This is a genomic window from Pseudomonas sp. IT-P4, assembly GCF_949767755.1.
Taxonomy (GTDB): Bacteria; Pseudomonadota; Gammaproteobacteria; order Pseudomonadales; family Pseudomonadaceae; genus Aquipseudomonas; species Aquipseudomonas monachiensis.
The window spans coordinates 77,571-95,756 of sequence record NZ_CATKPX010000028.1 but is presented as its reverse complement, the minus strand read 5'-3'; the positions used below and the strand labels follow the sequence as shown (position 1 = coordinate 95,756).

The window sequence follows — 18,186 nt, the reverse complement described above, 5'->3', positions numbered from 1 at the left end:
CTTGCTCGCGAAGGCGGTTCCACAGGCAACTAAAATCTCAGGGCAATTCGATCCGCTCAACTTCCCCCGGCACCGTCGGCCAGTCCCCGGCCGCCCAGCGCCGGCGTGCTTCATCAATCGCCGCCGGATCGCTCGCGACAAAATTCCAGTTGATCCGTCGTGGCCCGTCCAGCGGAGCACCGCCGAACAACACGGCGTGACTGTCGCTTTCAGCAAACAGAGTCATCTCCTCCCCCGCAGGCAGTACCACCAGCGAGTACGGCTCTATCGACTCGCCATCGAGTTGCACCTCACCGCTCAACACATACAGCGCGCGTTCTTCATGCTCGGTGGGAATCAGCAATGTGGTCGCCGTTTGCAGGTGCAGTTCCGCATACAGCATAGGAGAAAGCACCGGCACGGGCGATTCCAGGCAAAAGCCTGACCCGGCAATCATGCGAATCTTCACTCCCAGGTTTTCGCTGACCGGCAATGTGGACGCCGGATGGTGGCTGTAATGCCCCGGACCTTGCTCTTTGTCCTTGGGTGATGCCAGCCAGATCTGCAGGCCGTGCATCGTGAAGCCGCTTTCTTTCAGAGCCTCGGGTGTGCGTTCGACGTGGGCGATGGCACTGCCGGCCGTCATCCAGCTGACGTCGCCAGTCCCGACCACTTGATCGGAACCGAGACTGTCCTTGTGCTGGATCTGCCCCTGGAACAAGTAGGTGAGGGTGGACAGGCCAATGTGCGGATGCTGGCGGATGTTCATGCCTTTGCCCGGTGGATAACGGGTTTCCAGCATGTGGTCGAAAAACACGAATGGCCCGACGCTGCGGCACTTGGCTGATGGCAGCGGGCGAAGAATCGGCTGGCCTTCGACATCTTCGGTGCGGGGGCGGATCACTAGCGGAGTGTTCATGGTGCATTCCAGGCTGAGCGGGTAATGCGTTCGAGCATAACCCGCTTGGGCAGCCCTTGCCGCTATTGGCTGAACGCGCCTTCGGACAAGTGCGTTTCGATGCTGACTTCAGAGGTGGTCATCAGCTTGTGGATCGGGCAGCGATCGGCCACGCGGTGCAGTTCATCGCGCTGGGCGTCGGTGAGTACGCCCTTGAGGGTCAGTTTGACGTGCAGCGCGTACTGGCCTTTCTGTTCCAGGCTGTTGTCGCGCTTGACCTCGACGCCGACACCGGTCAGCGGGATGTCTTTCTTCCTGGCATACAGCTTCAGGGTGAGGGCTTTGCAGGCACCCAGCGCGGCATCGAAATAATCGTGCGGTTCCGGAGCCGAGCCCTCTCCGCCAGCCGTGACGGGCGCGTCGGCGAAGAGTTCGTGGTCATCGATCTGGACGCTGTGGCGCAAACCTTCGGCGGAGACGGTATTGACGGTAACAGTCATGGCAAACCTCGCAGGCGACAGGAAAACTCATTCGATCAAAAAAGACCTTGAAGGTATAGAGCCATCGCGCTTGTCGGGTGTTCCAATTTTCAGAACCCACAAAAAAGCCCCGCGACTGCGGGGCTTTTTGTATCGATCCGGATCAGCTGCCTTTGACCGGCTTGCCGTTGACCGTACCGTCCAGGAGCATGATGTTGTATTCCTTGCCGTCGGTTTCGACTTGTTGCAGGCGGACCAGCAGGTAATCCCAATCCTTGGCGAACCACATCACGGTGATGCGTTTGTTTTGTGTCGGGTCGCGTACACGTTCAACCTTGATTGCATCGATCTTGCCGGCCTTGGTGTCGACCTTTTCAGCGCCCAGCACGCGGAAGTCATAGGTATCGACTTCACCGCCGTCGACCACCTGATAACTCATGCTTTTTTTGCCGGCGGCGACGTCGTGCTGCAGAGCCAGTTGGTAGCTGGATTTGTCGAGCATGCCGCGGTTCAGCGGAACCTTGACCGCGTCGCCGCGATCGGTACCGGTGACCATCTTGGTGTTCCAGTCGAAATCCAGATCCGCTTTCTTGGCCTTGCCCAAGCCGCCACGTTCAAAGTGATACGACTCTGGAAGAAGCGTGTCCTTGTCCATGGTGAGGGTACTTTCCTCGGACAGGCTGGCGATCATCATCGATGCCTTGAAACTCAGTTTCCATTTGCCATCGCTGGTTTTTTCGAGGTTGCGCTCGGCAGTGCCACTCATGGGCAGCTGTTTCCAGTCGGCGGTGTAGCTGGCGGAGAAAGGTTGAAGGTCTGCCGCCTGGGTCAAGGGCAAGGCGAGCAGAGCGCAAGCGAAGAGCAGGGCGCGACGCATAAAATCTCCTAGTTTCGAATCAAGTGGCCGCTGGCCGCGAGTAGCTGTCCATCCAGTAAAGCACCTTGCTCGCCGAGGGCCAGACGACCTTCGGCGAACCAGCGTACGGCCATCGGGTAGATCAGGTGTTCCTGAACATGGACCCGCTGCGCCAGACTCTGCGGCGAATCCTGTAACTCTACCGGTATTACAGCCTGTACGACCAGTGGTCCGCCATCGAGTTCCTCGGTGACGAAGTGCACGGAGCAGCCGTGCTCGGTGTCGCCGGCCTCCAGCGCGCGCTCATGAGTGTGTAACCCTTTGTATTTGGGTAGCAGCGACGGATGGATATTGAGCAGGCGACCCTGATAATGGCGTACGAAACCAGCGCTGAGAATGCGCATGAATCCGGCCAGAACCACGAGTTTGGGGTTGAAGGCGTCGATCAGTTCGATCAGCGCGGCGTCGAAGGCCTCGCGACCTTCGAAAGCCTTGTGATCCAGGGCGCGGGTATCGATACCCGCGTCACTGGCGCGCTGCAGGCCGTAGGCGTCGGCGCGGTTGGAAATCACCGCAGCGATGCGGGCCGGGCTGTCGCCGGTCCGCGTGCTGTCGATCAAGGCCTGCAAGTTACTGCCGGTGCCGGACAACAGCACCACGACATCACAGGTCTTAGGCATCAGTGAGCCTTGAGGTTCTTCAGTTCAACCTGAGCCGCGCCTTCGGCAGCGGTGGAGATCTGGCCGATGACCCAAGGCTGTTCGCCCGCTTCGCGCAGAACGTTCAGGGCAGTTTCCACGTGCTCCTGAGCGACGCAGATGACCATGCCCACGCCGCAGTTCAGCACGCGGTGCATTTCGTTCTCGTCAACGTTGCCTTTCTCTTGCAGCCAGTCGAACACTGCAGGGCGGTTCCAGCTGGCCACGTCAACCACGGCCTGAGCGCCTTTTGGCAGAACGCGCGGGATGTTGTCCAGCAGGCCGCCACCGGTGATGTGGGCCATGGCTTTGACTGCGCCGGTTTCCTTGATCAGCTTGAGCAGCGGCTTCACGTAGATACGGGTCGGGGCCATCAGCAGGTCGGTCAGCGGCTTGCCGTCGAGCTGGGTGTTCTCGATGTCGGCACCGGACACTTCGATGATCTTGCGGATCAGCGAGTAGCCGTTGGAGTGCGGGCCGGAAGATGGCAGGGCGAGCAGGGCATCGCCGGCAGCGACCTTGGAGCCGTCGATAATTTCGGATTTTTCCACGACGCCGACGCAGAAACCGGCCAGGTCGTAGTCTTCACCTTCGTACATGCCCGGCATTTCAGCGGTTTCGCCGCCAACCAGCGAGCAGCCCGACAGTTCGCAGCCAGCGCCGATGCCAGTCACAACCTGGGCGGCGGTGTCGACGTTCAGTTTGCCGGTGGCGTAGTAGTCGAGGAAGAACAGCGGCTCGGCGCCGCACACCACCAGGTCGTTGACGCACATGGCAACCAGATCGATACCGATGCTGTCGTGTTTGTTCAGGTTCAGTGCCAGGCGCAGTTTGGTGCCGACGCCGTCAGTACCGGAAACCAGCACAGGCTGCTTGTAGCCGGCCGGGATTTCGCAGAGGGCGCCGAAACCGCCCAGGCCGCCCATGACTTCCGGGCGCGCAGTGCGCTTGGCGACGCTCTTGATGCGTTCGACCAATGCTTCACCGGCGTCGATGTCTACACCGGCGTCCTTGTAGCTCAGGGAGGGTTGCTTGCTCATGATCCAGGCCTTTAGGGGGGGATTTCTGGGTAACGACCGAGTCCGTCGGGAGCGCCGAAACTGCGTAGGCGAGAACCATGCGCGCTATTCGGACACTACCCGGCTGTTGCCGGTCTGCGAAGGCGCGCGATTTTATCAGGCTTGAGGCGCAGCGGCCATCCTCAGGCCGACAGCAGGGCCATATCCGGTCAAAAAAAACCGTTGATGCGCGGTGTCGGTGGCATCCTGCATGGCTGTATAAGGTATCGCGATTAACCGTCTATCGTTATGACAGTGCGAAAACTTACCCGGAGCGTGTGAATGTTTTGCGTCGGGCAACGGTCACAGTCTTGCTCGATCGTCTTCATGCGGTCTGTTCCAGCCGTTCTTGTCATCAGGAATCTTCCATGCGTTTTTGTAAATTCTTGCTTGTGAGTTGTTTGTCAGTGGTCAGCCTGGTCAGTCAAGCCGAAACCGTCAAAGGCCTTTACCTGGTGCGCGAGCCGGTGAATGGCCAGTCGCCCGAGGAGCGCGACCAGGCGACCCAGCGTGCGTTGGACACGCTCGTGTTGCGCCTGACCGGCGACCCCAAGGCCGCGCAAAGCCCGGGGCTGGCGGCAATTCGCAAAGACCCGCAACAGATCATCAGCCAATACGGTTTTGAGGCCGGGCCGCCGGAAGTCCTGAAGGTCGATTTCGACCCGGGCACCACCGAGCAGGCCTTGCGTCGTGCCGGCCTGGCCATGTGGGGCGCCAATCGACCGTCGATCCTCGGCTGGTGGTTGAATGATTCCACCGAGGGTTCAAGCCTGGTGGGCGACGGCCAGGCCAGCGCGATGCCGTTGCGTCGGGCTGCCCAGCACCGTGGCTTGCCATTGCGCTTGCCGTTGGCGGACCTGAACGAACAGATCGTCGCCACTGCGCCGAATCTGGAAGGCGCAGATCCCGCGCCTTTGCTTGCGGCATCGGAACGCTACAACGCCGACGCCCTGCTCGCGGTACACGCCAAGGAGGAGGGCGGGCAGTGGCAAGCCAAGTGGCAATTGTGGCTGGGGGATAAAAAAGAGGCGGGCAGCGTGCAAGGCGCCGATCAGGCCGCCGTGGCCGATGCGGTGATGCTGGCGGTCAACGAGCGCCTGGCGCCGCGGTTTGTCGCCAAACCCGGTGCTTCGAGCGAGCAACTGCTGGAAGTGCAAGGCATGAATCTTGAGCACTACGCGTCACTCGGACGTTTGCTGGAACCGTTTGGCGGGCGTGTGCAAAGTGTCGAGGGCGACCGGATTCTCTATCGGGTCAACGGCAGCGTCGATCAACTGCGTGCGCAACTGTCGCTGGCGAGGCTGCAGGAAGCGCCGGCGGGTCAGGTTCCGGCCCCGGTAGCGCCCGTTCAGCCAGCCGCCGGCAGCCCGGCGCCAGCCGCCGCGCCGGCCCCGATCCCGCAACTGCGTTTTCGCTGGTAGTTTTTCTTTCTTTATATAGAAGCAATGGAGTGGTTCATGGCCGATACGCGGCGTTGGTTCTGGCTCGGTGGGGTGGTCCTGCTGTGTGTGTTTGTCTGGTTGTTGCATCCGATCCTCACGCCGTTCCTGGTGGCGCTGCTGCTGGCCTACCTGTTCGACCCGCTGGTGGATCGGCTGGAGAAGGCAGGCCTGTCCCGAACCTGGGGTGTCGTGGCGGTATTTACCCTGTTTACCTTGATCTTCACCGCGCTGCTGTTGGTGTTGGTGCCGTTGCTCGCCAGGCAGTTGTTTCGTTTATATGAACTGGCTCCGCAGATGCTCGACTGGCTGCAGCACACGGCGTTGCCCTGGGCGCAATCGAAGTTCGGCCTGTCGGACGGTTTCTGGAAGTTTGACAAGCTCAAGGCCGCCATCAGCGAGCATATGAGTCAGACCACTGATGTTGTCGGCGTAGTGTTGAGCCATGCCACGGCCTCGGGGCTGGCGTTGATTGGCTGGCTGGCGAACCTGGTGCTGATTCCGGTGGTGAGCTTCTACCTGTTGCGCGATTGGGACCTGATGATGGCCAAGGTCCGCAGCCTGTTGCCCCGTGATCGTGAGGCGCGCGCGGTGTCGCTGGCGGGTGAATGCCATGAAGTGCTCGGAGCGTTCGTGCGCGGGCAGTTGCTGGTGATGGTGGCCCTGGGTGTGATCTACGCAGCCGGCCTGATGCTGGTCGGGTTGGAACTGGGCCTGCTGATCGGCCTGATTGCCGGCCTGGCGGCGATCGTGCCGTACATGGGGTTTATCATCGGCATTGGCGCGGCGCTGCTTGCTGGGTTGTTCCAGTTCGGTGGTGATCTTTACCCCATGCTCGGCATTGTCGCGGTGTTCATGGTCGGTCAGGCGCTGGAGGGTATGGTGCTGACCCCTTTGCTGGTCGGTGACCGGATTGGCCTGCACCCGGTGGCGGTGATTTTCTCGATCCTGGCCGGTGGTGAACTGTTTGGCTTTACCGGTGTGCTACTGGCATTGCCGGTCGCCGCGGTGATCATGGTGCTGGTGCGCCATGTGAATGATTTGTATAAGGATTCTGAGATCTATAGAAGGGGCGACGAGCCGCAGGTTTAAGGGGGGGCAATAGGCGATGGCGGGCTGCCCGGGTTCGTACCGGATCAGTCTGCTGGCTTCGCCCGACTGTCACATGCACCGCCAAAGAATCTGTCACAAAACCGGTGCATTAACGCAAACCTTTGATTTTGCTTGTGGTCTGTCGCATTGTGCGGCCCGCTTCACGGGTATAAACTTCGCAAACTTTACATAGAGGCCACTAACGGTTCCTTTGGAACTGTTCAGTCAGCATGAAACCGATTCAGCTGCCCCTAGGTGTGCGTCTGCGTGACGACGCCACCTTTATCAACTACTACCCAGGCGCCAATGCCGCTGCACTCGGCTATGTCGAGCGGCTGTGCGAAGCCGACGCCGGCTGGACCGAAAGCCTGATCTATCTTTGGGGCAAGGACGGGGTAGGGCGTACGCACCTGTTGCAGGCCGCTTGCCTGCGCTTCGAGCAATTGGGCGAGCCGGCGGTGTACCTGCCGTTGGCCGAGTTGCTCGATCGCGGCATCGAAATCCTCGACAACCTGGAACAGTACGAACTGGTCTGCCTGGATGATTTGCAAGTGGTTGCCGGGCGAGCGGACTGGGAAGAGGCGCTGTTCCATCTGTTCAATCGCTTGCGTGACAGCGGTCGACGCTTGCTGATTGCCGCATCGACATCCCCGCGTGAGCTGCCGGTGAAGCTGGCGGATCTCAAATCCCGCCTGACCCTGGCCTTGATCTTCCAGATGCGTCCGCTGTCCGATGAGGACAAACTGCGTGCCCTGCAATTGCGCGCATCCCGTCGCGGCCTGCATCTGACCGATGAAGTCGGGCATTTCATTCTGACTCGCGGTACCCGCAGCATGAGTGCGCTGTTCGAGTTGCTCGAGCGTCTCGACCAGGCCTCCCTCCAGGCTCAGCGCAAGCTGACAATCCCGTTTTTGAAAGAAACCCTCGGCTGGTAAACCCGCTGAAACCGGAGCTTTTAGGCGGTTCGGCATCTTTCAGGCGCCAGATATCCCGCTTTCCTGCAAGGTTGCAGGCCGCGTGCATGTTTAAAATGGGCTTAAGCGCTTAGATGTAAACGAGAAACGGATAAGTCACAAAAACATCGATTGAATTTGCAAATGAGGTTGATAGCGGGCATAGTCTCGGCTTCTTTACAACTATCAGCCACGGTCGTGCCCATGCTAAATCGCTTCGCACCCCTCGTGCCTCTCGCACTCGTCACCCTGTTGTTCGGTTGCGCTGCCCACACTCCAGTGGCCCAGCAAGCTCCGCAACAGCAGGTTCAACACTCGGCCACTGCCCAGTCTTCCGCTCTCTTTCAGGAAGAGCTGGCTACCGAAAAAGAACTCGCAGACTTCGCTGGCGGCAAGTCCTACCAGCTTCCAGTCCTGGCCGACAGCATCCTCGAACGTGGCATGTCCCTGATCGGTACCCGTTACCGTTTCGGCGGTACTTCTGAAGCCGGCTTCGATTGCAGTGGTTTCATCGGTTACCTGTTCCGCGAAGAAGCGGGCATGAACCTGCCACGCTCCACCCGCGAAATGATCAACGTGGACGCTCCGCTGGTCTCGCGCAGCAAGCTTGAGCCGGGCGACCTGCTGTTCTTCGCAACCAACGGTCGTCGTGGTCGCGTCAGTCACGCCGGGATCTACCTGGGCGACAACCAGTTCATCCACTCCAGCAGCCGCCGCAGCGGTGGTGTGCGCATCGATAGCCTGGGCGACAGCTACTGGAGCAAGACCTTCATCGAAGCCAAGCGCGCCCTGGCAATGGCACCTAACGCATCGCCAATCGTCACTGCACGCAAATAAGCGGACAATTTGTAAGGCGAACTTAAAGTCTTACTTGAAGTTTGTCGTGTAGCCGCTAGAATCTTGATCTACAAATGATGGCAAACCGCCTGCGTCCAACGCAGGCGGTTTTCTTTTCTGCGCTCCCCGCAGAAAAAGCCGCAGCCAGATCAGGATGTTCTGCTTATGACGACGTCGGCCCGCCTCGCAATCATGTTCTTCGCAGCGCTGCTCAGTGCCTGCGCCAGTCGCACACCGCCTCCTGCGCCGGTGGTTCGTGCTCCCATCGTATTTGGCTCGTCACAAGCGTTTTCGCCCGAAGCGGAAGACGTGCTGTTTCGCGCCCTTGGGCTGGTGGGCACGCCTTATCGCTGGGGTGGCAACACACCGGATTCCGGGTTTGATTGCAGCGGCCTGATCGCTTACGTGTACCGCGATGTCGCCGGCATTGCCTTGCCGCGCACCACGCGCGAGATGATCTCCATGCAAGCGGCGAATGTGGGCAAGGAAGGCTTGCAGACCGGCGACCTGCTGTTCTTCGCCACCAATGGCGGTTCCCAGGTCAGTCATGCCGGCATCTACGTGGGAGAAGGGCGTTTCGTCCACGCGCCGGCCACCGGTGGCACCGTGAAGCTCGACAGCCTGTCCAAGGCGTATTGGCAAAAGGCTTACCTGAGCGCCAAGCGTGTGCTGCAGCCTGAACATTTGGCGCGCAATCCATAACTTCCGGAGCCGGTGGTCATGACTGCTCGCACGCTCAATCTCGACGACGATCTGTACCAATACCTGCTCGATGTTTCCCTGCGCGAAACGCCGCTGCTCAAGCGCTTGCGCGATGAGACCCAGGCGCTGCCGATGGCACGCTGGCAGGTGGCACCCGAGCAGGGGCAGTTTCTAGCTTTGCTGGTAAAGCTGACGGGGGCCAGGCGCTTGCTCGAAGTCGGCACTTTTACCGGCTACAGCGCACTGTGCATGGCGGCGGCATTGCCTGCTGACGGTTTGCTGATTTGCTGTGACATCCCTGGCAACTACAACGCCATTGCACGGCGCTATTGGCAGGAAGCGGGGCTAGCCGAACGGATTGACCTGCGACTGGCCCCGGCGCTGGACACCCTCGCCGAGCTTGAGCGGCAAGGGCAGGGCGGGCAGTACGACCTGGTGTTCATCGATGCCGACAAGGCCAGCTACCCGGCTTATCTGGAACACGCCCTGCGTTTGCTGCGGGGCGGTGGGCTGGCAGTGTTCGATAACACGTTATGGAGCGGGCGCGTGCTCGAGGCCAGCCCCGAGAGCGCGGACACCCGGGCGATCCAGGCACTCAATCGGGCGTTGAAAGACGATGTGCGGGTGGATCTGTCGTTGTTGCCGTTGGGTGACGGGCTCACACTCTGTCGCAAACGCTGAGCCCGCTCCCACAGGTCAAGTGACTTACTTGACTGCCGAAACCCGCCACACCTTGTTCCCCACATCATCAGCCACCAACAGGTCACCCTGTCGGTCGATCACCACGCCCACCGGGCGGCCCATGGCTTGGTCCTTGTCGTTGAGAAAACCTGTGAGCACTTCAACGGGCTTTCCGGCAGGTTTGCCAGCGCTGAACGGCACGAAAATCACTTTGTAGCCGCTGTGGGGGTTGCGGTTCCATGAGCCGTGCTGCCCGATGAATGCCCCTTGAGTGAAGGGCGGTGGCAGCTTGCTGTTTTCGGCGAAGGTCAGGCCCAGTGATGCCGTGTGCGGGCCGACGGCGTAGTCCGGGGCGATCGCCTTGGCCACCAGGTCGGGGTTTTGCGGCTCAACGCGAATATCGGCATGCTGGCCGTAGTAGCTGTACGGCCAGCCATAGAATGCGCCGTCTTTCACCGAAGTGATGTAGTCCGGAACCAGGTCGCTGCCGATTTCATCCCGTTCGTTGACCGCGGTCCACAGCGCGCCACTGTGCGGTTCCCAGGCCATGCCGTTGGGGTTGCGCAGACCGGAGGCGAAGATCCGCTGCTGGCCGGTGGCGCGATCCACTTCCCAGATCGCCGCGCGACCTTCTTCCTTGTCCATACCGTTTTCGGCGACGTTGCTGTTGGAGCCCACGGTGACGTACAGCTTGCTGCCATCCATGCTGGCGATGACGTTTTTCGTCCAGTGGTGGTTCAGCGGGCCACCCGGCAGGTCGACCACCTTGATCGGCAGCGACTTGATCTGCGTATCGCCACTTTCATAGTGAAAGCGCAGCAGGCGATCAGTGTCGGCCACATACAGGTCATTACCGACCAGGGTCATGCCGAAGGGCGAGTTGAGGTTCTGCAGAAACACCGTGCGGGTTTCCGCGACGCCATCGTGGTCCTTGTCGCGCAGCAAGGTAATGCGGTTGGCGCTGGGCACCCTGGCCCCGGCGCGGCCCATGACTTTCTTCATGACCCAGCCGCGAATGCCTTTGCCGTCTTCGGGTTTGGGTGGTGCATTGGTTTCCGCCACCAGCACATCGCCATTGGGCAGCACATAAAGCCAGCGGGGGTGATCCAGGTCCTCGGCAAAAGCGGCCACTTGCGTGCCCGTGGCGGCGATGGGTTTCGCACCCTGTGGCCAGCCGATGGCCGGGGCGATGTTCACGGTCGGAACCAGTGTCTTGTTGGGTTCTGGTAGTCGGGGTGATGGGCCGGTGCCATCGGAGACTTGCAGGCGGGAGGTCTCGCCACAAGCGGCGAGCCCTCCGCAGAGCGCGATAACGAGAGCGAGCGGGGGCGTGCGCATGCTGGTCTTCCCTATGAATGCCTTGTTCTAATCATAGAGAAGCATTGTTGTGCGATGGTTCAACCCTCAGCCGCGAGCCTCCTTGAACAGCACCGCAATGCCGGGGTGATAGTTGCCGGCTTCGTTGCGCAACTTGCGATAGGCATAAGGGAAATACCAGGCGACAGCGCAGCTGTGTTCCTTTTGCAGGTCGTCGACCATGTCCTGGAGTTCTTCCGGCGTGGCGCCTTGCTGGGCTTTTTGCGGGGCGACGAACAGGCAGCCGAGTTTCAGGTCGCTGGCGTGGCTCAGGCGCTTCGCATCGCTGGCGATATCGAGCAGGGCCTGGGACAGGTTGAGGCTGTTGACCCGTGGCCAGCGCTGGCTGGTCTGGATGTAGGCGCGGGTTTCGGAGGAGGCCAGGAGCAGGTCGGCGCGGCTGTTGCGTTCGCCTTCTTCTGTCTGCTTGCGGGTGGGCGTCTGTTGCAGCGTGACCATCTCGGCCATCCAGGCGGCGGCGGACAGCAGTCCGAGATTGGCCTTTTCGTCGTGCCAGTATGGTGTGTCGCCATCGCCGCGGACGGCGTTGTAACGGTCGATGCATTCGAACCAGTGTTCGAGCACCGGACGCAGGAATTCCAGCTTTGGATTACTGATGATCATGCCTTGCATGGGCTCACCCTTGTTGTTGTGTTGTGAGGTTGTGGCTCTTTGATATCACTGCTGGGAGCGTGGCACAAGATTGACGTCAGTTTATTGATTGATGGCAGTTATTCAGCCGATGGCCTCCCGGCTTTAATTGACGCTCCACCCCCAACCCTCTAACCTTCGCGGCTTGTTTCAGGTGCTCTGTGGCTTGGGTCGACAGAGTGAAACAGGGAAGCCGGTGAGTGGGTCCTTCTGTTGGTCGAAGGCGCGCAATTCCGGCGCTGCCCCCGCAACGGTAAATGAGTGAAAACTGTGTGTGATGCCACTGTGTCGAATCGATGCGGGAAGGCGCACAGTCCGGCCCCGCGCCACTCATGAGCCCGGAGACCGGCCTGATTCATCCAGCGGCATCACGGTGGGCGATGCCAGGCTTTGTTGCCTTCTATTCTTGTGCCTGCCCGCCGTTATTCCTGCCTCAACGGAGAGCTCCCCCATGACTGATACCCCCGATCGTGACGAACGCCACCTGGCGCGCATGCAGCGCAAAAAAGCCGTGATCGACGAGCGCATCGCCAATTCCCCGAACGAGTGTGGCCTGCTGCTGGTGCTGACCGGCAACGGCAAGGGCAAGAGCAGTTCGGCTTTCGGCATGCTTGCCCGCGCCATGGGGCACGGCATGCAATGCGGCGTGGTGCAATTCATCAAGGGCCGCACCAGCACGGGCGAAGAGTTGTTCTTCCGGCGCTTTCCCGAGCAGGTGCGCTTTCATGTGATGGGCGAAGGCTTTACCTGGGAAACCCAGGATCGCCAGCGCGACATCGCCGCCGCCGAAGCCGCCTGGTCGGTGTCGCAGCAATTGCTGCGCGATCCGTCCATCGGCCTGGTGGTGCTCGATGAGCTGAACATCGCCCTTAAGCACGGCTACCTCGATCTCGATCAAGTGCTCAGTGACTTGCAGGCCCGACCACCGATGCAACACGTGGTGGTCACCGGTCGCGCCGCGAAGCCGGAAATGATCGAAATGGCTGACACCGTCACCGAAATGGGCGTGATCAAGCACGCCTTTCAGGCCGGGATCAAAGCGCAGAAAGGCGTCGAATTGTGAGTCAGCCTCGACACTGTCCGGCGGTACTGATTGCCGCGCCGGCCTCTGGCCAGGGCAAGACCACCGTCACCGCGGCACTGGCCCGATTGCATCGCAATCAGGGGCGCAAGGTCCGTGTGTTCAAGTGCGGCCCCGACTTTCTCGATCCGATGATCCTCGAACGCGCCAGCGGTGCGCCGGTGTATCAGCTGGACATGTGGATGGTCGGCGAGCAGGAGAGTCGCCGGTTGCTGTGGGAAGCCGCCGCTGAAGCCGACCTGATCCTGATCGAAGGCGTCATGGGGCTGTTCGACGGTACGCCGTCGAGCGCCGATCTGGCGCGGCATTTCGGTGTGCCGGTGCTGGGGGTGATCGATGGCACCGCCATGGCCCAGACCTTTGGCGCATTGGCCCTGGGGCTGGCGCGTTATCAGCCGGACTTGCCGTTCGCCGGCGTGCTGGCCAATCGTGTCGGCACGCTGCGCCACGCGCAACTGCTCGAAGGTAGCCTGACTGAAGGTTTGCGCTGGTACGGCGCGCTGTCCCGGGAAACCGGGATCGAATTGCCGAGCCGGCACCTGGGGCTGGTGCAGGCCAGTGAGCTGAACGATCTTGATCTGCGTCTGGATGCGGCCGCCGATGCCCTGGCCAGCAGTTGCGAGGTCGCGCTGCCGCCGGCGGTCGAGTTCGCTGCTCCTGATGTCATCGCGGCCGAACCGCTGCTCGCTGGTGTGCGCATTGCCGTCGCCCGGGATGAAGCCTTTGCGTTCACCTACGGCGCGAGCCTGGATCTGCTGCGGGCGATGGGCGCCGAGTTGTCGTTCTTCTCGCCGATCCGCGACCGAGTGTTGCCGGAGGCGGACAGCCTGTATCTGCCGGGTGGTTACCCGGAACTGCACCATGTTGCGCTGGCGCAAAACACCGCGATGCTCGACGCGATCCGCGCCCATCACCGAGCTGGCAAGCCTTTGCTCGCCGAGTGTGGCGGCATGCTGTACCTGCTCGATTCCCTGACCGATGTCGAGGGCACTCGCGCCGAACTGGTTGGCTTGCTGGCCGGTGATGCGGTCATGCAAAAGCGTCTGGCGGCGCTGGCGTTGCAGGCGGTGGAATTGCCGGAGGGTTCGCTGCGCGGGCATACCTATCACCATTCGCTGACCACCACTGAACTGACGCCGATTGCCCGTGGCTCGAGCCCTAACGGCGGGCGCGGAGCGGAGGCGGTCTACCGTGAAGGGCGGATGACAGCCTCTTATGTGCATTTTTATTTTCCGTCCAATCCCTCGGCGATTGCCGCGTTGTTTGCGCCGGACCTTGAAGCCGCCTTCGCGAGCAAGTCGAATCGTCGCACCGCCGCTCCCACAGGGGATTGCGTTTCTTCAGGCCGGTCACTTTCAAATGTGGGAGCGGGCTTGCTCGCGAAGAGGCCATGAGCGACAACGCATTCTCTGAAGCCGAACGCGCGGCGGTCTATCGTGCCATCGCCGAGCGCCGCGACATGCGCCACTTCAGCGGCGGCACCGTCGAGCCCGAATTGCTGCGGCACCTGCTCGAGGCCGCACACCAGGCACCCAGTGTCGGCCTGATGCAGCCCTGGCGCTTCATTCGCATCAGCGATCGTGCCTTGCGCGGGCAAATCCAGGCCCTGGTGGAAGAAGAGCGCATCCGCACCGCCGAAGCCCTCGGCGAGCGCAGCGATGAGTTCATGAAGCTCAAGGTCGAAGGCATCAACGATTGCGCCGAGGTACTGGTCGCCGCACTGATGGACGACCGTGAGCAGCATATCTTCGGCCGCCGCACGCTACCGGAAATGGACATGGCTTCGTTGTCCTGCGCGATCCAGAACCTGTGGTTGGCGTCCCGTGCCGAAGGGCTGGGCATGGGCTGGGTGTCGCTGTTCGAACCCCGGGCGCTGGCGGACCTGTTGAGGTTGCCTCCTGGTGCCAAGCCGCTGGCGGTGCTGTGCCTGGGACCGGTGAAGGAGTTTTACCCGGCGCCGATGCTGGTGCTCGAAGGCTGGGCACAGGCGCGTCCGCTACATGAATTGCTGTACGAAAATTATTGGGGAGTGAGTCAATGAGTGTGGCGTTGTTGAGCGTCGCCGCGGTTGCGCTGGATGCGCTGCTGGGTGAACCCAAACGCTGGCATCCGCTGGTGGCGTTCGGCCGTTTTGCCGAGCGCATCGAGCAACGTTTCAACGGTGGCGGTCGCGGCTGGCGCAGTCATGGCGTCACCGCGTGGGTGATCGCCGTGGTGCCGCTGACGCTGTTGGCCACGGCCTTTTCCTGGGCGCCTTATGTCGGCTGGATCGTCGAGATTCTCGCGCTCTATTGCGCCCTCGGCATGCGCAGCCTCGGTGAGCACGTCGAGCCTGTGGCCAGGGCCCTGCGTGGCGGTGATCTTGATGAAGCACGCAAGCGCGTGAGTTATCTGGTCAGCCGTAAAACCAGTGATCTGGATGAAACCGAAGTCGCCCGTGCCGCTACCGAGTCGGTGCTGGAGAACGGTAGCGATGCGGTATTCGCGGCGTTGTTCTGGTTTGCCGTGGCGGGTGCGCCGGGCGTGGTGCTCTACCGCCTGAGTAATACGCTGGATGCGATGTGGGGTTATCGCAATGAGCGCTTCGAACGCTTCGGCTGGGCGGCGGCGAAGGTCGACGACCTGCTCAATTATATTCCTGCGCGCCTGGTGGCGCTGACTTACGCGCTGCTGGGCAAAACCCGGCTGGCGTTGAAATGCTGGCGCAGCCAGGGCCCGACCTGGGACAGCCCGAACGCCGGCCCGGTGATGGCGGCAGGGGCGGGTGCCCTTGGCGTCGAGTTGGGTGGGGCGGCGATTTATCACGGCGAACTGCATCAGCGTCCGCAGTTGGGCGAAGGCGTGCCGGCGGATGCCGACTCCATCGACCGGGGCTGGCAATTGGTCCAGCGCGGGGTATGGTTGTGGCTGCTGATTCTCTGCCTGGGGGCCGAATTTTATGCTTGAGCACGGTGGGCGACTGCGCAAGGCGGCGCTCGAATACGGCATAGATGAAGCCGACTGGCTGGACCTGTCCACGGGCCTTGCGCCCTGGTCGTTCCCGGTGCCGGATATTCCGCTGCGAGCCTGGGCCCGTTTGCCGGAGGCGGACGATGGCCTGGAGCAGGCCGCCTGTGATTACTACGGCACCTTGCAGGCGTTGCCGGTGGCCGGCTCGCAAATGGCGATTCAACTGCTGCCGCGCTTGCGTCGGGCGGGCAAGGTCGGCGTGTTGTCGCCGTGTTACGCCGAGCACGCCGAAGCGTGGCGTCGCAACGGCTACATCGTGCGTGAAGTGCTGGAGCAGGAAGTCGACTTCTTTATCGACAGTTTCGACGTGCTGGTGGTGGTCAATCCGAATAACCCCACGGGCCTGAGCCTCACCCCCAGTCGCCTGCTCGACTGGCACACGCGACTGGCCCAGCGCGGTGGCTGGCTGGTGGTGGACGAAGCGTTCATGGATAACACGCCGCAACTGAGCCTGGCGCCGTTTGCCCATCAAGTCGGGCTGATTGTCTTGCGTTCCTTCGGCAAGTTTTTCGGCCTGGCCGGTGTGCGCCTGGGGTTTGTGCTGGCCGAGCGCAAGTTGCTCAAGTTGCTGGCAGAACAAGTGGGACCCTGGGCCGTGAGCGGGGCAACCCGGGTCGTGGGCCAGGCCTGCCTGCGCGATACCGAGGCGCAAACGGCGCAACGGCTGCGCACCGAAGAGGCCAGCGAGCGCCTTGCGTCGTTGCTGGCGCAACACGACTTGGAGCCCCAGGGTGGTTGCGCGCTGTTCCAGTGGCTGATCACCGAGCGCGCCGAAGCACTGCATGAGTTCATGGCCCGGCGCGGCATTCTCCTGCGGTTGTTCACGCACAACAGCAGCCTGCGATTCGGCTTGCCCGGTGACGAGATCGCCTGGGTACGGCTGGCGCAGGCGTTCGACGATTTTGCCAAGGAAAACCAATGACCACGCTGATGGTGCAGGGCACCACATCGGATGCCGGTAAAAGCACGCTGGTGACCGCGCTGTGCCGTTGGGCCACGCGCCAGGGCGTCAGGGTGGTGCCGTTCAAGCCACAGAACATGGCCCTCAACAGTGCGGTGACCGCCGACGGTGGCGAGATCGGCCGGGCCCAGGCGGTCCAGGCCCAGGCCGCGAACCTTGAACCGCACACCGACATGAACCCGGTGTTGCTCAAGCCCAACAGTGACACCGGTGCTCAAGTGATCATCCATGGCCGTGCCGTCACGACCATGAATGCCGTCGCCTATCACGACTACAAAACCATCGCCATGCAAGCGGTGCTGGCCTCCCACGAGCGCTTGAGCGCGGCGTATCCGCTGGTGATGGTCGAGGGCGCGGGCTCGCCTGCGGAAATCAATCTGCGGGCCGGCGATATTGCCAACATGGGTTTTGCCGAAGCGGTGGATTGCCCGGTGCTGCTGATCGCCGATATCAATCGCGGCGGGGTTTTCGCCCACCTGGTAGGCACCCTCGAATTGCTGTCACCGAGCGAACAGGCGCGGGTCAAAGGCTTCGTCATCAATCGTTTCCGAGGCGACATCGCGTTGCTGCAACCCGGTCTCGACTGGCTCGAAGAGCGCACCGGCAAACCGGTGGTCGGCGTGTTGCCGTACGTGATGGATCTGCACCTGGAGGCCGAGGATGGCATCGATCAACGCCAGGCCGATAAAGCCGAGCAGGTGCTGAAGGTGGTGGTACCGGTGCTGCCGCGCATCAGCAATCACACCGATTTCGATCCGCTGCGCCTGCATCCGCAAGTGGACCTGCAATTCATCGGCCCCGGCCAGGCGATTCCTCCCGCCGACCTGATCATTCTTCCCGGCTCGAAAAGTGTGCGCAGCGACCTCGTGTACCTGCGAGCCAACGGTTGGGACACCGCCATCGCCCGGCACCTGCGTTACGGCGGGAAACTGCTGGGGATCTGTGGCGGCCTGCAGATGCTCGGTGAGCAGGTGCATGATCCGCTGGGGCTGGAAGGTGCGCCGGGTTCCAGTGCTGGTTTGGGACTGTTGGCATTCCAGACCCGGCTCGAACAAGAGAAGCAGTTGCGCAATGTGCGTGGTCGCCTGGCGCTGGAAGACGCGCCGGTGGTGGGTTATGAAATTCATGCCGGCGTGACCACCGGACCTGCTCTGGAAAACGCCGCCGTGCAGCTGGATGACGGCCGCTGTGATGGTGCGCAAAGTGCGGACGGGCAGATTTTCGGTACCTACCTGCACGGGCTGTTCGAATCGCCGGCGGCGTGCAGTGCACTGCTGCGCTGGGCGGGTTTGCAGGAGGTGCAGGACGTGGATTATCACGGCTTGCGCGAGCGTGATATCGAGCGGCTGGCGGATCTGGTAGAGAAGCATCTGGATACCGGACTGTTGCGGCAGCTCTGTGGAATCTGAGGTGAAAGCTCTGGCCTCTTCGCGAGCAAGCCCGCTCCCACATTAGA

19 protein-coding genes and 1 riboswitch are annotated in these 18,186 nt (G+C 61.7%); of the genes, 12 read left to right on the top strand and 7 right to left on the bottom strand.

From position 1 onward, the window contains the following. Positions 1 to 37 precede the first annotated feature (37 nt). From ACM6IT_RS11735 to purM, 5 genes are all read right to left on the bottom strand, one after another. Positions 38 to 898: a pirin family protein gene (locus ACM6IT_RS11735; RefSeq protein WP_414918039.1), complete on the bottom strand. Its 861-nt coding sequence runs from the start codon at positions 896 to 898 to the stop codon at positions 38 to 40. 62 nt (positions 899 to 960) lie between these two features. Beyond that, positions 961 to 1,377, bottom strand: coding sequence for an OsmC family protein (locus ACM6IT_RS11730; RefSeq protein WP_046037641.1), 417 nt, complete (start codon positions 1,375 to 1,377; stop codon positions 961 to 963). A 142-nt stretch (positions 1,378 to 1,519) separates the two neighbouring features. Next, entirely contained in the window at positions 1,520 to 2,233 is a 714-nt protein-coding gene (locus ACM6IT_RS11725) for a DUF3108 domain-containing protein (protein ID WP_056721701.1), read from the bottom strand. Between the two features lie 8 nt (positions 2,234 to 2,241). Further along, positions 2,242 to 2,892, bottom strand: a complete 651-nt coding sequence (gene purN / locus ACM6IT_RS11720; RefSeq protein WP_056721703.1) for a phosphoribosylglycinamide formyltransferase — start codon at positions 2,890 to 2,892, stop codon at positions 2,242 to 2,244. Further along, positions 2,892 to 3,950 carry a phosphoribosylformylglycinamidine cyclo-ligase gene (gene purM / locus ACM6IT_RS11715; RefSeq protein ID WP_007984558.1) on the bottom strand — a complete coding sequence of 353 codons (1,059 nt, stop codon included), beginning with the start codon at positions 3,948 to 3,950 and terminating at the stop codon, positions 2,892 to 2,894. The genes purN and purM overlap by 1 nt, the downstream gene beginning before the upstream one ends. A 386-nt stretch (positions 3,951 to 4,336) precedes the next feature. On the opposite strand from purM, the gene ACM6IT_RS11710 reads away from it, so the two are divergent. The 6 genes from ACM6IT_RS11710 (at position 4,337) to ACM6IT_RS11685 (ending at position 9,672) form a co-directional block, all read left to right on the top strand. After that, positions 4,337 to 5,389 carry a DUF2066 domain-containing protein gene (locus ACM6IT_RS11710; RefSeq protein ID WP_056721705.1) on the top strand — a complete coding sequence of 351 codons (1,053 nt, stop codon included), beginning with the start codon at positions 4,337 to 4,339 and terminating at the stop codon, positions 5,387 to 5,389. Between the two features lie 36 nt (positions 5,390 to 5,425). Beyond that, positions 5,426 to 6,499, top strand: a complete 1,074-nt coding sequence (locus ACM6IT_RS11705) for an AI-2E family transporter (protein ID WP_056721707.1) — start codon at positions 5,426 to 5,428, stop codon at positions 6,497 to 6,499. Between the two features lie 230 nt (positions 6,500 to 6,729). After that, positions 6,730 to 7,434 carry a DnaA regulatory inactivator Hda gene (gene hda, locus ACM6IT_RS11700; protein WP_007984552.1) on the top strand — a complete coding sequence of 235 codons (705 nt, stop codon included), beginning with the start codon at positions 6,730 to 6,732 and terminating at the stop codon, positions 7,432 to 7,434. Positions 7,435 to 7,656: 222 nt separating this feature from the next. Further along, on the top strand, positions 7,657 to 8,289 hold the full coding sequence (locus ACM6IT_RS11695; RefSeq protein WP_056721709.1) for a C40 family peptidase: 633 nt from the start codon (positions 7,657 to 7,659) through the stop codon (positions 8,287 to 8,289). A 165-nt stretch (positions 8,290 to 8,454) separates the two neighbouring features. After that, positions 8,455 to 8,991: a C40 family peptidase gene (locus ACM6IT_RS11690; protein ID WP_008049713.1), complete on the top strand. Its 537-nt coding sequence runs from the start codon at positions 8,455 to 8,457 to the stop codon at positions 8,989 to 8,991. Positions 8,992 to 9,009: 18 nt separating this feature from the next. Next, positions 9,010 to 9,672: a class I SAM-dependent methyltransferase gene (locus ACM6IT_RS11685; RefSeq protein WP_414918038.1), complete on the top strand. Its 663-nt coding sequence runs from the start codon at positions 9,010 to 9,012 to the stop codon at positions 9,670 to 9,672. A gap of 24 nt (positions 9,673 to 9,696) precedes the next feature. On the opposite strand, the gene ACM6IT_RS11680 is transcribed toward ACM6IT_RS11685, so the two are convergent. Next, positions 9,697 to 11,010 carry a PQQ-dependent sugar dehydrogenase gene (locus ACM6IT_RS11680; protein ID WP_414918037.1) on the bottom strand — a complete coding sequence of 438 codons (1,314 nt, stop codon included), beginning with the start codon at positions 11,008 to 11,010 and terminating at the stop codon, positions 9,697 to 9,699. A gap of 66 nt (positions 11,011 to 11,076) precedes the next feature. Then, positions 11,077 to 11,661, bottom strand: coding sequence for a hypothetical protein (locus ACM6IT_RS11675; RefSeq protein WP_056721715.1), 585 nt, complete (start codon positions 11,659 to 11,661; stop codon positions 11,077 to 11,079). A 153-nt stretch (positions 11,662 to 11,814) separates the two neighbouring features. Beyond that, positions 11,815 to 12,048, top strand: a riboswitch (cobalamin riboswitch). An 82-nt stretch (positions 12,049 to 12,130) separates the two neighbouring features. On the opposite strand from ACM6IT_RS11675, the gene cobO reads away from it, so the two are divergent. The 6 genes from cobO to ACM6IT_RS11645 are packed head-to-tail and all read left to right on the top strand — an operon-like array spanning position 12,131 to position 18,139. Beyond that, positions 12,131 to 12,742: a cob(I)yrinic acid a,c-diamide adenosyltransferase gene (gene cobO, locus ACM6IT_RS11670; RefSeq protein ID WP_414918036.1), complete on the top strand. Its 612-nt coding sequence runs from the start codon at positions 12,131 to 12,133 to the stop codon at positions 12,740 to 12,742. Then, a complete protein-coding gene (locus ACM6IT_RS11665; protein WP_414913127.1) occupies positions 12,739 to 14,154 on the top strand; it encodes a cobyrinate a,c-diamide synthase in 1,416 nt (471 codons plus the stop codon). The genes cobO and ACM6IT_RS11665 overlap by 4 nt, the downstream gene beginning before the upstream one ends. Further along, the gene (gene bluB, locus ACM6IT_RS11660) at positions 14,151 to 14,801 is read left to right on the top strand and encodes a 5,6-dimethylbenzimidazole synthase (protein ID WP_223542086.1); all 651 of its coding nucleotides are present in this window, start codon (positions 14,151 to 14,153) and stop codon (positions 14,799 to 14,801) included. The genes ACM6IT_RS11665 and bluB overlap by 4 nt, the downstream gene beginning before the upstream one ends. Then, positions 14,798 to 15,706: an adenosylcobinamide-phosphate synthase CbiB gene (gene cbiB / locus ACM6IT_RS11655; RefSeq protein ID WP_056721722.1), complete on the top strand. Its 909-nt coding sequence runs from the start codon at positions 14,798 to 14,800 to the stop codon at positions 15,704 to 15,706. The genes bluB and cbiB overlap by 4 nt, the downstream gene beginning before the upstream one ends. Next, on the top strand, positions 15,699 to 16,691 hold the full coding sequence (gene cobD, locus ACM6IT_RS11650; protein WP_414918035.1) for a threonine-phosphate decarboxylase CobD: 993 nt from the start codon (positions 15,699 to 15,701) through the stop codon (positions 16,689 to 16,691). Before cbiB ends, cobD begins: the two co-directional genes overlap by 8 nt. After that, the gene (locus tag ACM6IT_RS11645) at positions 16,688 to 18,139 is read left to right on the top strand and encodes a cobyric acid synthase (protein ID WP_414918034.1); all 1,452 of its coding nucleotides are present in this window, start codon (positions 16,688 to 16,690) and stop codon (positions 18,137 to 18,139) included. Before cobD ends, ACM6IT_RS11645 begins: the two co-directional genes overlap by 4 nt. Positions 18,140 to 18,186: the final 47 nt, after the last annotated feature.